Here is a 14460-nt window from a genome sequence, read left to right as displayed (position 1 = left end):
AAGTTGTTTGATGTTTGTACGGAATATGAATGGTTACTTGCCAAGGGTTAACTCAGCAGATTGTTGTAATTGTCGTTGGGAACGGTGCCGGGCGTGCGCGGCGCGTTGGAAGGCTCCCAGCGCTGCACGTCGAGGCGGAATTCCTTGTCCGGATCGAAAGACTCCAGCATTTGCAGGCCCTGCAGCTCGTAGGTAGCGTTGTCCAGGTCGATCGAGCGCATGAAATCGGTCGAGTAGTTGATCGCTTTTTTCATGCTGGACAGTTTGGTGGCGATGTCTTCCTTCAGATATTCCATCGACTGTTCCACCAGCAGTTTCTTTTCCGGGTCGCCGTTAAAGATCTTGAGGGCGGACGTGAGGGCTTTGTTGCCGGACGACACTGATTTGTAAAGGTCCTTTTTCAGCTCGAGCTCATTGCGCGCATCTTCGATCATATACCCCGAGTTCTTGTGCACTTTGGTGAGGTAATCGCCGATTTTGGCGAGGTTGTCGCGGATGGGCGTGAGCTGCTGGATGTATTCCTTGATCCGTGCGATGTGGCGGGTGGCGTTGCCCAGTTCCGGCAGCATGTTATTGCTTTGCGCGGCTTTGGCGCGGCTCATCAGCTGGGCCATGTCTTTTTCCTTTTCGTCGATCTTGAGGTCGATGCGTTCTTTCTGCGCGTCTACTTCTACCGATTGCTTGTAGAGTTTTTCGCGTTGTTCTTCCATGTCGCCGATATAATCTTCCGCGATGATGAAGGGGTCCAGCTCGATGACGATCCCTACGAGTTTTTTCATGAGCCACTCATAGAAATAGAAGAAGGCGAGCCGGAGTTTGCGGTGGGTGATGCAATAGAGGAACACACCGAGGCATACGAGCGCGATGCCGAAGTTGAGGGTGCTCCAGACTACGGCGAGGAGGATGGGCATGATGAAATACGCTGCTGCGATCAGGATGCCGATGCCGATGATGACGCCGAACTTGCCGCCTGGCCGGTTCCAGTACGATTTCAGTTTGTCGTTTCCCTGTTGCGGGAAGTAGTTTGTTTCCATGTTTGGTTAGGTGATTAAAGGGAGGTTTGGATTTTTTGGATGTCTGACTGGATCTTCGTGATCATGGCCTGGCAGGCGACGTCGTACCCCTGCCTGTTGGCGGAGATTTTCTGTTCCTGTTCGGCGACTTGCGCCTGGAGTGTCTTCATGCCGGTCTGTGCCTTGGTGATGTCTTCCGTGAGCCGTTGGATCTGGGCGGAGTGCTCGGCGATCTGTTTTTCAAGATCGGCGATTTCCTGCTTACGTCCTTCGACTTCGCGGGAGGCTTTGTCTTCGGCGGCTTTGAGGAATTCTGCGCGGTCTTTTTCCACGATGGCCTGGTATTGCCCGGCGGTTGCGAGGAGTTTTTCGCGCGAGAGGCCCTGGATGCTTAGTGTGGCGAAAACGGCGGCGATGCGCGCTTTTTCGTCGGGCACGTGTGCTTCCAGGGTTTCCATCATGCGCCAGAACTCGAAGTAATCGGGCCCGGGCAGGTTGGAGGATTCGAACAGCCGGGTGAAGTGCTGGTCGAATTTGTCCAGTTCCTCGGCGGAAATACCGGCTACAGCCTGTTTGGGGCTGGACAGGGGGAATTTTTGGGCAAGGGGGTCCCTAGCGGGAGCGCCGCCCGGTTGCAAAGGTTCATTGGGTTCAAATTCCACGAAAAGACCCAATGCCTTCTTGAGAAAGTTCGACATTGACAGGTGATGGGTTTAAGAAAGTCGGCTGAATACCAATCTACACGAATTAGTGTAAATTTATATATTTAATTGAGAAGGTATGTCGCAGAAATTATATTCTACATCGGTTTGAATTGTAGATGTAAAGGTACACCAATTCTGTCATATGCAAAATTTTAGACCTGCTTAAAAATCTTTCTGGGTTTGATAAACAGCAATTTGGGAGGCTTCTTAACGAAAATCCGGAACCCCGGGGGCAGGTGGATTTGAAAATTTATAAGCCGGGGCCGGCGGGATTAGTGGTTAACTATTTTTTTTACGCTAATTTAGTCACCGCAAAAACGACGCATGTCAATCAACGTAACGGCGCTGCTGAAGCAGTATGGGGAGCAAAAAGCGGTGGACGGTATTTCGTTCAGCCTGCAGAAGGGCGAGATCGTCGGGTTCCTCGGGCCCAATGGAGCCGGTAAATCCACCACCATGAAGATCATCACCGGTTACCTGCCGCCCACCGGCGGCTCGGCATCGGTATGCGGGTTCGACGTGGCCAAAGCGCCGCTGGAAGTCCGCCGACGCGTGGGCTACCTCCCCGAAGCCAATCCCCTGTACCCGGACATGTACATCCGCGAGTTCCTGGAATTCGCGGCGGGCATGCACGGGCTGGGAAAGGGCGCTTCCGCGCGGATCGACGACATGATCGGCCGCACGGGCCTCACACCGGAGCGCCATAAGAAGATCGGCATGTTATCAAAAGGCTATAAACAGCGTGTAGGCCTGGCTCAGGCACTGCTGCACGACCCGGAAGTCCTCATCCTGGACGAGCCCACTTCCGGCCTCGACCCCAACCAGCTGGCAGACATCCGCCAGCTCATCCGGGAGCTGGGGGAGAACAAGACGGTCATGCTTTCCACCCACATCATGCAGGAAGTGGAGGCGCTGTGCAGCCGCGCCATCATCATTAATAAAGGTCATATCATCGCAGACGGGGCCATCAGCTCCCTCCGCCAGGGCGCCTCCGGGTTCATCCAGGTGGCCTTCGCCGAGGAAACCGCACCCGCAGACCTGGAAGCCCTCCCGGGCGTCCAAAAGGTAACCCCGGCCGAAGGGAACGCATGGCGGATTTACACCGCAGACCCCGAAACCGTACAGAAAAACCTACTGCAATTCGCTTTGATAAATAACCGGAACATCCTTTCTTTGCAGAGCAATTCGCTGTCGCTCGAAGACGTGTTCAGGGAACTGACAAACTAGTGGTAAAGAAAAGGTCACTTTTTCCAGCATTTAAACAATAAAAATTTTACCCATGAGTATCATTTCAGAGATCCATGCCAGACAGATTTTAGACAGCCGCGGTAACCCCACGGTGGAAGTAGACGTAACCACGGAAGACGGTCACCTCGGCCGCGCCGCCGTGCCCTCCGGCGCATCTACCGGGAAACACGAAGCCGTTGAACTGCGGGATGGCGACAAAGGAGCGTACATGGGCAAAGGTGTACTCAAAGCGGTAAAAAACGTCAATGAAGTGATCGCTGACGAACTGATCGGCTGGGATATCTCCGACCAGGCCGGGATCGACAAGCTCCTCATCGAGCTCGACGGTACCGAAAACAAAGCCAAACTGGGCGCCAACGCCACCCTGGCCGTTTCCATGGCCGTGGCAAAAGCCGCTGCAGAAGCGTACGGCCTCCCCCTCTTCCGCTACCTCGGCGGCGTAAACGGCACCACCCTGCCGCTGCCCCTCATGAATATCATCAACGGCGGCGTTCACGCCGATAACAAGATCGACTTCCAGGAGTTCATGATCATCCCCGTTGGTGCAGACACCTTCTCCGACGGCCTCCGCTGGGGCGTGGAAGTGTTCCACCACCTCAAATCCGTTCTGAAAAAGAAAGGATACAGCACCAACGTGGGCGACGAAGGCGGTTTCGCCCCCGAAATCCAGTCGAACGAAGAAGCCATCGAAACCGTGCTCCAGGCTATCGAAGCCGCTGGCTACAAACCCGGCTCCCAGATCGCCATCGCCCTCGACGCCGCTTCCAGCGAAATGTATAACGAAGCCGAGAACACCTACAAATTCTACAAATCCTCCCAGAAAATCATTTCCTCCGACGAAATGGTAGCTTACTGGGCAGAATGGTGCAAGAAATATCCCATCGTTTCCATCGAAGACGGTATGGCCGAAGACGACTGGAACGGCTGGAAAAAACTGACCCAGTCTATCGGCGCCAACGTTCAGCTGGTGGGCGACGACCTGTTCGTGACCAACGTAAAACGCCTGAAACAGGGTATCGACCAGGATATCGCCAACTCCATCCTGATCAAAGTGAACCAGATCGGTACCATCACCGAAACCATCAACGCCGTATCCATGGCGCAGAAAGCTGGTTACACCTCCATCATGAGCCACCGTTCCGGCGAAACCGAAGACACCACCATCGCCGACCTCGCCGTGGCCCTGAACTGCGGTCAGATCAAAACCGGTTCCGCTTCCCGCACAGACCGTATGGCCAAATACAACCAGCTCCTCCGCATCGAGGAACTGCTGGACAGCAGCGCCATTTATCCGAAAAATTCCATTAAATTTGGTAAGAAATAAATTTTCTTCCCACTGCGTTTAATTAGTGGTCAAATACAAATCATTCCGGGCACTGCACGTCAGTGCCCGGATTTTATAAAACAGTGTGATTATGGAAGAGACGAAGCAGAAATCAAAATTCAGGATACCCGCATGGGCCCGCAACAAATACATCATCAGCTGTATCCTGTTCGGCGCATGGCTCCTCTTCCTCGACCGTAACAACATCCTCTACCAGTTCCAGCTCTACCGCGAAGTCAACCAGCTGGAAAACCAGAAAGACTTCTACCTCAAAGAGATCGAACAGGACCGCCAGAACCACCAGGACCTCTTTTCCAGCCCCTCAAAACTCGAAAAGTTCGCACGCGAGCAGTACTTGATGAAAAAAGACGACGAAGACGTGTTCATCGTACCCACCCCTCCCAACGCCAAACGTTAACCCCCTGACTATCACACCCCTTCGTTTGTTAAAAACTTGCTAAATTCAAAAAAAAGCCATAGTTTAACAATACCGTCTAGCCATTCTCCGTTATAAATCTGTCGTCTGATTTTCGTGACCTGATGATTGTTTAATCCATTTAACAACTAACAAACCATCAAACGCATGAGTAATTCTACCCTACCTTTTTCCGCCCGCCAAGGCGAATTAACCGATCCTTCTCAAAAAACCCTGCACATGCAAGAGCAAGAAATGAAGCGTGAGGAACAGCAGCTGCATCTGCAAACCATCCAGGCATTGGACAGTATCCAATACAGTCCCCGCCCCTCCACGATGGTGGCCATCTTCGATTACGCCCACGAAGCTGCCAAAGAGCGTTAGTTTTTAGTATTTTGCGGGCATGACGAAGAAAGAACGATTCCAGTACGTAATCGATTATTTTGAACATCACGCGCCCGACGCTGAAACCGAACTGCTGTACGACAATCCGTACCAACTACTCGTTGCCGTTATCCTGTCTGCCCAATGTACAGACAAGCGGGTCAACATGACCACGCCCGCCATCTTCCAGCAGTACCCGGACATTCCGCATCTCGCCCAGGCAACGTTCGACGAACTTTTCCCCCTCATCCGGAGCATCAGCTATCCCAATAACAAGACGAAACACCTCATCGGCATGGCCAATATGGTGATGGACGATTTCAACGGCGAAATCCCGTCTACCGTGCCCGAGCTCGTGAAACTCCCCGGAGTAGGTCGCAAAACCGCCAACGTGATCACCAGCGTCATCTACCAGCAGCCCAACATGGCCGTAGACACCCACGTTTTCCGCGTGTCTGCACGCCTGGGCCTCACCACCAACGCCAAAACCCCGCTCCAGACCGAGCAGCAGCTCCTCAAATACATCCCGGAAGATAAAGTGCACATCGCCCACCACTGGCTCATCCTCCACGGCCGGTACATCTGCATCGCCCGAAACCCCAAATGCGGGGAGTGCGGTTTGCGGAAAGTGTGCAAATATTATCAACAACTGATGAAATCCTAAAAAATAGGAATATCAGGAGTTCTGTTTTTCACTATATTGGAGAAATTAAAAAAATTTAAAAATTCCACACGGTGAAATCCAGCAAGTCCCTCCAACTATCATTCATGATGTTCCTCCAGTACTTTATCTGGGGAGCATGGTACGTATCCATGAACAGTTACATGGCTACCCACCTTCAATCTACCGGCCAGCAGATCAGTTACGCCTACATGGCATTGGCCATCGCTACCATGATCTCTCCCGTGTTCGTGGGGATGGTGGCCGACAAGTATTTTTCCGCACAAAAGATCATGGGCGTGCTGCATCTCGTGGGCGCCGGCACTTTGCTCCTGGCCACTACCACCACGAATAACACCGTTTTCATCGGCATCGTGCTGTTTTACTCATTATTATACATGCCTACCATCGCGCTGAGCAATTCGGTGGCCTTCACGCAGATGCAGGACCCTACGAAGCAGTTTCCCTTCATCCGTATGTTCGGCACCGTTGGCTGGATACTTTCCGGGATCCTCATCAGCAACCTGGAAGTGGAGAAAACGCATTTCATTTTCATCATCGCCGCCGCCGCATCTACGCTGCTGGGGCTTTACAGCTTCACCCTGCCCAATACGCCGCCACCTGCGAAAGATACGGCCATGACCGCTTCGCAGGCACTGGGCGCCGATGCGCTCGTCCTGTTCAAAGACCGGTCGTACACCGTGTTCTTCATCGCCGCGGTGCTCATCTGCATCCCGCTGAGCTTCTACTACGGCTTCGCCAATCTCTTCCTCAATGAAGCCGGTATGGAAAATGCGGCCGGGAAAATGATTTACGGACAGATTTCCGAAGGGCTGTTCATCCTCGCCATTCCCCTGCTCCTGAACCGTATCGGCGTGAAGAAAATGCTGATCCTGGGGATGGGCGCATGGATCATCCGGTATATTTTCTTCGCCTATGGCGACAGTGGTTCCAATATCTGGATGCTTTACGCCGGCATCATCCTGCACGGCATTTGTTACGATTTCTTCTTCGTGACCGGGTATCTTTATACCGAAAAGAAAGCGGGGGAGAAAATCAAATCCGCCGCACAGGGCCTCTTCACTTTTGCCACTTATGGCCTCGGCATGGTGATCGGGACGCTCTTTTCGGGCATGGTGGCCGATTATTATGCCGTCAACGGCGTGCGCAACTGGTCCAGCATCTGGATGGTGCCCGTATACATCGCCGCAGCAGTACTGCTGTACTTCATTTTGGCGTTCCGCGACAGAAAAACAAACTGATATAAACGTATAAATCCAAGAAAACTATGGCGAAAATTGCAATGCTGGGGTCCGGGTTCATCGGACGGTTCTATGCAGATTCTTTACAGGGACAACGGAGCCGCGACAAGATCGTGAGCATCTATTCCCGCCGGGAGGAAAGCGCGAAGAAGTTCGCGGAGGACTATAATTGCGATCACTGGACCACCAACATGGAAGAGGCGATCAACCATCCGGACGTGGACATGGTCTGCATCTCGCTTCCCAACAATCTCCACGAAGCCGCTGTACTGGCCTGCTGCAAGGCCAAAAAGGCCGTGATGTGCACCAAGCCCCTGGGCCGCAATGCCGAAGAAGCACAACGCATGATGGAAGCCGTGGAAAAAGCCGGCATCTTCAATGGTTACCTGGAAGACCTCGTGTATACGCCCAAATTCCTCAAAGCCCTCCAGTCCGTTAAAGCCGGCGCGCTCGGAAAAATCCTCTGGGCCAAATCCCGCGAGACGCATCCTGGCCCCCACTCCGACTGGTTCTGGGATAAGGAACAGGCTGGCGGCGGATGTATGCTCGACCTCGGTTGCCATTGCGTGGAAATCGCGCGGAGCTTCATCGGCAAAGACATTAAGCCCGTGGAAGTAATGTGCTGGGCAGACACCCAGGTGAAACCCATCGACGCCGAAGACCATGCCATCGGCCTCGTGAAATACGAAAACGGCGCTATCGGCCAGTTCGAAGTGAGCTGGACCTTCCGCGGCGGCCTCGACCTCCGCGACGAGGTAATGGGCTCCGAGGGTACCATCTGGCTCAACAGTTTCCTCCGCACCGGGTTCGACATGTTCACCACCGGTAAAGGCGCCGATTACGTGGCCGAAAAAGCCGAAAGCAACTCCGGTTGGCTCTTCCCCGTGGGCGACGAGCTGAACGAGCTGGGCTACAACCATATGTTTGCCGATATGTTCAACGCCGTGGAAACCGGGAAAGCCCCGCAGGAAACGTTCTACGACGGGTACGTGGTGAACGCCATCCTCGACGCGGCCTACCGCTCTGCAGCCTCCAAGCAATGGGAGCCGGTGAAACTGCCCGTTTGGCGCGGACAGGAAGGCGTGAAGAAGGAAAAAGCACTCACCAGCTACAACGAGCAATTCTACCTCATCAAGGAAGAAATGACGCACTTCGGCAGCCAGAAACTCATCCTGAAAGACAAAAAAACCGGCGAGATCATCGAAAAGGTGCTCTGATCCGGCTGTCTCAAGATAAAAAAGCCGTCCCGGAATGCCGGGGCGGCTTTTTGTTTATAAAATGGCCAGTTCATTGCAGCTTGTCAGCATCCGGTCAACGCAGGACGAAACGTGCTTTCCCCAGGGCATGATTCACTTCCACTTCGGTGCATTTTCCTTTATCGTAATGGTAAACGTTGCGCTTGCCTTCGGGAAGCTGCAGTTCGTAATTGTGGTTGCCGAGGTGGCGGAGGATGAGCTCCTTGCCCAGGGTTTCGCTGAAAACGGCATGTATGGCTTCCGGCTCGGAGAAGTAAAGGTCGCCCACGCAATAGAGAATCCCGTCGGAAGCGAGGTGCCGCGTTTCGCCCTTATGCACGATCACATAGGATTTCCCGCTCCTTTTGACGGATGTGAGCGGTTCTCCGCCCTTCCGTACGGCGATCGATTCCTGTAGTACGTTCTGGTGGTATGCTGTGGTGATATCCACTTCCATCCGCGCCATGAGCTTGGATTGTACCCGGCTTTGCATGGTGATCGTCCGCCCTTCGGGCGTTTGCTGCTGCCGCACGGTTACGGTACCGATGGGATTGTTGCCGAGGTAGATGTCGTACACATAGGAATGAGGGCTCTGGAACGCGGTGGTCAGGAAAAAGACCGGCGCCAGCATGATCGTTGCGATTCGGTTAAATGGGCGGCTCAGGTTCATGGCGGAAAGGGTTACGTAAAACAATATACGAAAAAGGCGGTTACCGCATTTCGCAGCAACCGCCCTTTTTTATTGTTCGTTCGATCGTTTTTTACAGCAATTCGCGGATTTTTTCCACCAGCTCGCCTTTGGTGATGGGAACGCCCATGATCTTATTGTAACCTTTGGCGGGGATGAGGAATTGTTCGCGGATGATCTTGATGAGCTGCCCGTTGTTGATCTCCGGGATCAGCACATGGTCGTAGCTATGCAGGATTTCTTCCAGGTTGCGCGGGAAGGGGCGCAGGTAGCGGATGTGGGCATGCGCTACTTCGTGCCCTTCGGCCAACAGTTCGATCACCGCGCTCTTGATGGCGCCGAAGGTAGAACCCCAGCCCAGTACGAGCACTTTACCTTTCTCAGGCCCCACTTCAATGTCCTGTAACGGAATATGATCTGCGATCTTGTCTACTTTCTCCTGGCGGATTTTCACCATCAGCTGGTGGTTTTCCGGATCGTAGCTCACGTTGCCCGTAATATTCTGTTTCTCCAGGCCGCCGATGCGGTGCTCGAGGCCGGGGGTGCCGGGCACGGCCCAGGGGCGGACCAGGTTCTCGTCGCGCTGATAAGGCAGGAAGGTTTCTTCGTCTTCCGCGAGGCCTTTCTTGAATTTCACTTCGATTTTCGGCAGATCGGCCTGTTTCGGGAAGCGCCAGGGCTCCGCGCCGTTGGCGATATAACCGTCGCTGAGGAGGATCACCGGGGTCATGTGCTGAACAGACAGTTTGAACGCTTCGAACGCCATATTGAAGCAGTCCGAAGGCGTTGCGGCGGCAACCACGGGCATGGGGCATTCGCCGTTGCGGCCGTAGTATGCCTGCAGGAGGTCCGACTGTTCCGTTTTGGTGGGCAAACCGGTAGACGGGCCGCCGCGCTGGATATCGATGATCAGCAGGGGGATTTCCAGCATTACCGCCAGGCCCATGGCTTCGCCCTTGAGCGCCACGCCGGGGCCGGAAGTGGTGGTGATGCCCATATGCCCGCCATAAGATGCGCCGATGGCGGAGGCGATGCCGGCGATCTCGTCTTCCGCCTGGAAGGTACGGATGCCGAAGTTTTTATACTTGCTCAGCTCGTGCAGGATGTCTGACGCGGGTGTGATCGGGTAAGTGCCGAGGAAAATGGGAAGGCCGGATTGCTGTCCTGCCGCTACGAGGCCATAAGACAGGGCCGTGTTCCCGGTGATGCTGCGGTAGGTGCCAGGCTCCATGCGGGCTTTTTCCACTTTGAACCGCGAGGCGAAGGCTTCCACGGTTTCGGCGAAGTTGTAGCCGGCCTGGAGCACTTTCAGGTTACTGTCGAGGATATCGGGCTTCTTGCCGAATTTGTCGGTCAGGAAGTTTACCGTGCTGTCCATATCGCGGTCGTAGAGCCAGTAGAGGAACCCGAGCACGAACATATTTTTGGCGCGGTCTTTTTCCTTCATGCCGAGGGGGCTTTCCTTGAGGGCTTCCCGGGTCATCTTGGTCACGTCCATGGTATGGAGCTGGTAGTTGGCGAGGGAGCCGTCTTCGAGGGGGTTTACACCGTCGGGATAATTGGCCAGGCGGAGGTTTTTGGCATCGAAGCCGTCGGTATTGGCGATGATGATGCCGCCTTTTTTGAGGCCTTTCAGGTTGGCTTTGAGGGCCGCGGCGTTCATGGCTACGAGGACGTCGCAGGCATCGCCGGGGGTGAAGATGCGGTTCGACGAGAAATGCAGCTGGAAGCCGCTAACGCCGGGAAGCGTGCCCTGGGGCGCGCGGATTTCCGCGGGGAAATCGGGGAAAGTGCTCAGGTCGTTGCCGATGAGCGCCGTGTTATTCGAGAATTGCGTACCCGTCAGCTGCATGCCGTCGCCACTGTCGCCCGCAAATTTTATCACTACATCCTCTATCTGTTGAATCGTTCTATCGGACATTTGATGTTTGCTTTATGATGATATATATAATGGACAAATATGTTGGCCTGCGGCCGGACCTCGGGGCCGGTTTCACAGGCTGCTACAAAAATCCCGTAAAATTACTGAATCAGCCGCATTTCCGGCGACCTTTTCCCGCCTCAAAAGTATACAAAACCGGTAGACTTTTCCCATAACTAAATGGAATGCCCCATTCCATAAGCGCTTACTGTTGTTTTTCCGGCAAGGTATTTGTTATTTTCTGACCCGTGAGAAAATGATGTGAAACAGCAGTTCCGTTTCGTTTGAAACCCGTCACAGGAAAGGAAATTGACTGACTAACGTCAACGGCACTACGTAAATAAGTAGTATTTAAGATCGCCGCAAACCCAGTGTGTTAAAGGATTTATAAAGATTTGTTAAAGCGGCGCATTTTGATCGAGTGGCATGGTAATTGCAAAAAACCCAATAGTGATCAATATTTCAGCACTAATAAGTTTGTTTATTGAAAACGTTTACTTGAACCATTCTTTATTATTAAACCTTAAAAATTGTATGCTATGAAAAGAGCAAAAATGAGTTTGTTAGCAGTTGCGGCCGTTGCTTTCGGCGCTTTCGCCTTCAAAGGAATCGCAGGCGGTACCATTTCCGGTAAAGTAGTTCCCGCAGACGGTGCTACCGAAGCCTGGGCAGTTTCCGGTACGGATACCCTGAAAGCAGCCATTGCCGACGGAGCCTTCTCTTTCGCAGAAGCAGCAGCCGGCACTTACACCGTGATTGTTGACGCCAAGGAACCCTTTAAAGACGCTACCATCACCGACGTGAAAGTAGAGGACGGTAAAGCTACCGACCTTGGCGAAATCAAACTGGCACAATAAGTAAATAGTTGGTTTTCATAGGGGTTAATCAAGCCGGTCCGCCTTGCAGAGGCGGCCGGCTTATTTTTTTCCCGCACTTCTGGGGGTAGCAGCCCCTTTCGCCGTCATTATTACATCCGCCTCCATTGCGGAATACCCCTTTAAAAAAGACAGTAATGAAAATGACGGCTAAAAAAGAATCAGTTATCGCCCTTGGCGGCCTCGGCGCCGGGCTCCTCCTCTGCCTCCTGGCTATCTTCGGGCTCATCCTCACCGGCTGCAGCCGCGAAAACGTCTTCGGCTCCGGCCGCATGATCACCGAAGAACGGGCAGTTGGCCCCTTCAATGAGGTCACCATCGATGGTTCTATGGACATCGTCATCGAGCAGGGGCCCAACGTTCCCCTCGTCGTGGAAGCGGAAGACAACGTGATGCGCTACGTGGAAACCTATGTCAGCGGTACCACGCTCCGCATCAAAATGCGCAACGGCCTCAATCTCAGGAAACATAAACAGATCAGGGTGCAGGTACAGAGCGAAGATTACCGCCGGGTCGTTTTCTCCGGATCGGGCAGCATCACGGCGCCGGATACCATTCATACCACCCAGTTCACCGCAGAGCTGAACGGCAGCGGCGACGGCCAGTTGAAAGTCGACGCCAACGAAGTGCGCTTCTACCTCAACGGCTCCGGCAACATCCGGGCTGCCGGCAAAGCCCGCGATTATTTCGCTGACATCAGCGGCAGCGGCAACATCCAGGCGCAGGAAGTAAAATCCGTCAATGCCGACGTGCGTATCAGCGGCTCCGGCAACCAGTCCATTTCCGTGACAGACAACCTGAAAGCGAAGATCGCCGGGAGCGGGAACATCCGCTACTGGGGCAACCCGGCCGTAAACGTCAACATCGCCGGTTCCGGAAAAGTCATCAAACAATAGCACCACCGAAAGGACACAATGAATACAAGCGCTGTACTGTCATCCGCCATTCGTCCAGACCGGCGATTTACGAAAGCTCAAACCGGTTATTTTTGCAATATGTCAGAAAACGACCGGTTATTGCAACTACTTCGGGAAGATGAGCACCAGTTCATGAAAGCCCTCTTCCAGGCCTACTTCGCGCTCGTGTGCAAGTCGATTTACCGGCTTGTGCCCGATATGGCCACCGCGGAAGACCTGGCGCAGGAGGTTTTCATCAAGGTCTGGAACCGGCGCGGGCAGCTGGGAGAGGTCTACTTCAAGGCTTACCTCCATCGCGCGGCGGTGAACATGGCGCTGGACCATATAGACAAGCACAAGCGACGGGGCGGCCCTCCACAGGAAATCGGACCGGCGGCGGAAGAACAGCAGGCCACCGCGCCGGTGGTCCACCTCGCCGAAACGCAGACCCGCATCCGCCAGGCGGTAGACGCGCTGCCGGAAAAGTGCCGGGAGGTTTTTGTCCTGAGCCGGTACGAGGAAATGAGTTACAAGGAAATCGCGAGCGCCATGCAGATTTCCGTCAAAACGGTTGAAAACCAGATGATCACGGCGCTAAAAAAACTGCGCCATTCGCTCAGGGAATATTTGGAATGACGATGCTTCCCTACACCGACCACACCATTGTCATGAAGTATTTCCAATCAGAAAAAAACTAGCATGTTGAGCAACGAACATATGGATACACTGATCGCCCGCGATATCGAGGGTACGATCTCCGGGGCCGAAAAGCAGGAGCTGACAGGCTGGCTGCGGGAAGACCCCTCCAACCAGGCCTACTACGACGCACTGAAAGATACCTGGCACCTGGCGGCCGACGCCTGGAACGAAATGCCCGAGCCCGATACCGCCGCCAACTGGGAACGATTTTCACAGAAGATCGAAACCGCAGCGCCCGCGCAGCTGAAAGTAGCCCACCGGGGCCGCAGCAAATGGCTCGCCGCCGCCGGCGTGGCCGCTATCATCGCCACGGGGATCACGATCTTCTTCAACCGTTCCGATAAAAACGTGACCCTCGCGGCCACCACCGAAAAACAGCTTTTCACCCTGCCCGATGGCAGTAAGGTATATCTCAACCGCCATTCCACCCTGCAATACAACGAACGCTTCGCGCAAAACAACCGCGATATCACGCTCCAGGGCGAGGCCTTTTTCGACGTGGCGCCCAACGAAACGCATCCGTTCATCGTGCATGCCGGCGCCTCGCAAACGGAGGTGCTCGGTACTTCGTTCGGCATCAAAGCATATGGAGAAGAGCCCGTACGCCTCAATGTGGTAACGGGGAAAGTTGCTTTCTCGAACGCCAACCGCAAATCAGACGCCCTCGTGCTCACGGCAGGCCATGCCGCTACCGTTCAGGCAGACAATGCCCCCAAAGCGGAAACCGCCACCGATCCCAATTTCACTTCCTGGAAAGACGACCGCCTCGTGTTCCAGCACGTTCCGCTGTCGGCCACGTTCGAAGCCATGGAAGACTATTTCGGGATCACGATCAAGGTGGACGATCCTTCGCTGGCCGATCTGGATTATATGGGAACGTTCGATCAGCCGGACGTAGACAGTATGTTCAAGGTGATCGCGGCATCTACCAACGTGAAGATCGTGGAAGAAAGCAAAGGCGTTTATTCCGTCCGTAAATAACCTTGCCATAGTTCAAATAAGCACCACTAAAAACAACGACATCCGGATCCTCACAGGTCCGGATTTTTTTATGCGCTGCATCGGGAACCGAAGCAACAACAACAAAGCATTTGGGTAATGGTAATTACGCGATCGCGGTGCACGAACGATCGTT

Annotated in this window: 15 protein-coding genes; 11 read left to right on the top strand and 4 right to left on the bottom strand. The window is 53.9% G+C overall.

Annotation, left to right across the window (positions count from 1 at the left end; all coding sequences use genetic code 11):
• Positions 1 to 47: 47 nt before the first annotated feature.
• Both ACQKLP_RS03275 and ACQKLP_RS03270 read right to left on the bottom strand, forming a co-directional pair.
• On the bottom strand, positions 48 to 1034 hold the full coding sequence (locus ACQKLP_RS03275) for a PspA/IM30 family protein (RefSeq protein ID WP_427320022.1): 987 nt from the start codon (positions 1032 to 1034) through the stop codon (positions 48 to 50).
• A gap of 14 nt (positions 1035 to 1048) precedes the next feature.
• The gene (locus ACQKLP_RS03270; RefSeq protein WP_427320020.1) at positions 1049 to 1711 is read right to left on the bottom strand and encodes a hypothetical protein; all 663 of its coding nucleotides are present in this window, start codon (positions 1709 to 1711) and stop codon (positions 1049 to 1051) included.
• 330 nt (positions 1712 to 2041) lie between these two features.
• Between ACQKLP_RS03270 and gldA the strand changes: the two genes are divergently transcribed.
• From gldA to ACQKLP_RS03235, 7 genes are all read left to right on the top strand, one after another.
• The gene (gene gldA / locus ACQKLP_RS03265) at positions 2042 to 2944 is read left to right on the top strand and encodes a gliding motility-associated ABC transporter ATP-binding subunit GldA (RefSeq protein WP_427320018.1); all 903 of its coding nucleotides are present in this window, start codon (positions 2042 to 2044) and stop codon (positions 2942 to 2944) included.
• A gap of 52 nt (positions 2945 to 2996) precedes the next feature.
• A complete protein-coding gene (eno, locus tag ACQKLP_RS03260) occupies positions 2997 to 4289 on the top strand; it encodes a phosphopyruvate hydratase (protein WP_427320016.1) in 1293 nt (430 codons plus the stop codon).
• A gap of 91 nt (positions 4290 to 4380) precedes the next feature.
• Entirely contained in the window at positions 4381 to 4707 is a 327-nt protein-coding gene (locus tag ACQKLP_RS03255; RefSeq protein ID WP_341842615.1) for an FtsB family cell division protein, read from the top strand.
• 237 nt (positions 4708 to 4944) lie between these two features.
• Positions 4945 to 5088: a hypothetical protein gene (locus tag ACQKLP_RS03250; RefSeq protein ID WP_341842614.1), complete on the top strand. Its 144-nt coding sequence runs from the start codon at positions 4945 to 4947 to the stop codon at positions 5086 to 5088.
• 19 nt (positions 5089 to 5107) lie between these two features.
• Positions 5108 to 5752: an endonuclease III gene (gene nth / locus ACQKLP_RS03245; protein WP_427320014.1), complete on the top strand. Its 645-nt coding sequence runs from the start codon at positions 5108 to 5110 to the stop codon at positions 5750 to 5752.
• Positions 5753 to 5823: 71 nt separating this feature from the next.
• Entirely contained in the window at positions 5824 to 7011 is a 1188-nt protein-coding gene (locus ACQKLP_RS03240; RefSeq protein WP_427320012.1) for a nucleoside permease, read from the top strand.
• Positions 7012 to 7037: 26 nt separating this feature from the next.
• On the top strand, positions 7038 to 8228 hold the full coding sequence (locus ACQKLP_RS03235; RefSeq protein ID WP_427320010.1) for a Gfo/Idh/MocA family protein: 1191 nt from the start codon (positions 7038 to 7040) through the stop codon (positions 8226 to 8228).
• A gap of 94 nt (positions 8229 to 8322) precedes the next feature.
• On the opposite strand, the gene ACQKLP_RS03230 is transcribed toward ACQKLP_RS03235, so the two are convergent.
• Together ACQKLP_RS03230 and ACQKLP_RS03225 are read right to left on the bottom strand one after the other, a co-directional pair.
• On the bottom strand, positions 8323 to 8916 hold the full coding sequence (locus ACQKLP_RS03230; protein ID WP_427320008.1) for a DUF6134 family protein: 594 nt from the start codon (positions 8914 to 8916) through the stop codon (positions 8323 to 8325).
• Positions 8917 to 9007: 91 nt separating this feature from the next.
• Positions 9008 to 10855 carry a 2-oxoacid:acceptor oxidoreductase subunit alpha gene (locus ACQKLP_RS03225; protein WP_341842609.1) on the bottom strand — a complete coding sequence of 616 codons (1848 nt, stop codon included), beginning with the start codon at positions 10853 to 10855 and terminating at the stop codon, positions 9008 to 9010.
• Positions 10856 to 11394: 539 nt separating this feature from the next.
• Between ACQKLP_RS03225 and ACQKLP_RS03220 the strand changes: the two genes are divergently transcribed.
• From ACQKLP_RS03220 to ACQKLP_RS03205, 4 genes are all read left to right on the top strand, one after another.
• On the top strand, positions 11395 to 11712 hold the full coding sequence (locus ACQKLP_RS03220; protein ID WP_423736677.1) for a carboxypeptidase-like regulatory domain-containing protein: 318 nt from the start codon (positions 11395 to 11397) through the stop codon (positions 11710 to 11712).
• A 155-nt stretch (positions 11713 to 11867) separates the two neighbouring features.
• A complete protein-coding gene (locus ACQKLP_RS03215; RefSeq protein ID WP_427320005.1) occupies positions 11868 to 12626 on the top strand; it encodes a head GIN domain-containing protein in 759 nt (252 codons plus the stop codon).
• Positions 12627 to 12746: 120 nt separating this feature from the next.
• On the top strand, positions 12747 to 13262 hold the full coding sequence (locus ACQKLP_RS03210; RefSeq protein WP_427320003.1) for an RNA polymerase sigma-70 factor: 516 nt from the start codon (positions 12747 to 12749) through the stop codon (positions 13260 to 13262).
• Positions 13263 to 13325: 63 nt separating this feature from the next.
• Positions 13326 to 14306, top strand: a complete 981-nt coding sequence (locus tag ACQKLP_RS03205; protein ID WP_427320001.1) for a FecR family protein — start codon at positions 13326 to 13328, stop codon at positions 14304 to 14306.
• The last annotated feature ends 154 nt before the right edge of the window (positions 14307 to 14460 follow it).

The organism is Chitinophaga sp. NPDC101104 (assembly GCF_050277495.1).
Taxonomy (GTDB): Bacteria; Bacteroidota; Bacteroidia; order Chitinophagales; family Chitinophagaceae; genus Chitinophaga.
The sequence above is the reverse complement of the archived record's forward strand: the minus strand, read 5'-3'. Positions and strand labels throughout refer to the sequence as shown.

Coding starts and splice junctions, on each gene's coding strand:
- ACQKLP_RS03270 (WP_427320020.1), bottom strand. CDS start 1,711: ATGTCGAACTTTCTCAAGAAGGCATTGGGTCTTTTCGTGGAATTTGAA.
- ACQKLP_RS03230 (WP_427320008.1), bottom strand. CDS start 8,916: ATGAACCTGAGCCGCCCATTTAACCGAATCGCAACGATCATGCTGGCG.
- ACQKLP_RS03275 (WP_427320022.1), bottom strand. CDS start 1,034: ATGGAAACAAACTACTTCCCGCAACAGGGAAACGACAAACTGAAATCG.
- eno (WP_427320016.1), top strand. CDS start 2,997: ATGAGTATCATTTCAGAGATCCATGCCAGACAGATTTTAGACAGCCGC.
- ACQKLP_RS03220 (WP_423736677.1), top strand. CDS start 11,395: ATGAAAAGAGCAAAAATGAGTTTGTTAGCAGTTGCGGCCGTTGCTTTC.
- ACQKLP_RS03255 (WP_341842615.1), top strand. CDS start 4,381: ATGGAAGAGACGAAGCAGAAATCAAAATTCAGGATACCCGCATGGGCC.
- ACQKLP_RS03225 (WP_341842609.1), bottom strand. CDS start 10,855: ATGTCCGATAGAACGATTCAACAGATAGAGGATGTAGTGATAAAATTT.
- ACQKLP_RS03235 (WP_427320010.1), top strand. CDS start 7,038: ATGGCGAAAATTGCAATGCTGGGGTCCGGGTTCATCGGACGGTTCTAT.
- gldA (WP_427320018.1), top strand. CDS start 2,042: ATGTCAATCAACGTAACGGCGCTGCTGAAGCAGTATGGGGAGCAAAAA.
- ACQKLP_RS03215 (WP_427320005.1), top strand. CDS start 11,868: ATGAAAATGACGGCTAAAAAAGAATCAGTTATCGCCCTTGGCGGCCTC.
- ACQKLP_RS03250 (WP_341842614.1), top strand. CDS start 4,945: ATGCAAGAGCAAGAAATGAAGCGTGAGGAACAGCAGCTGCATCTGCAA.
- ACQKLP_RS03205 (WP_427320001.1), top strand. CDS start 13,326: ATGTTGAGCAACGAACATATGGATACACTGATCGCCCGCGATATCGAG.
- nth (WP_427320014.1), top strand. CDS start 5,108: ATGACGAAGAAAGAACGATTCCAGTACGTAATCGATTATTTTGAACAT.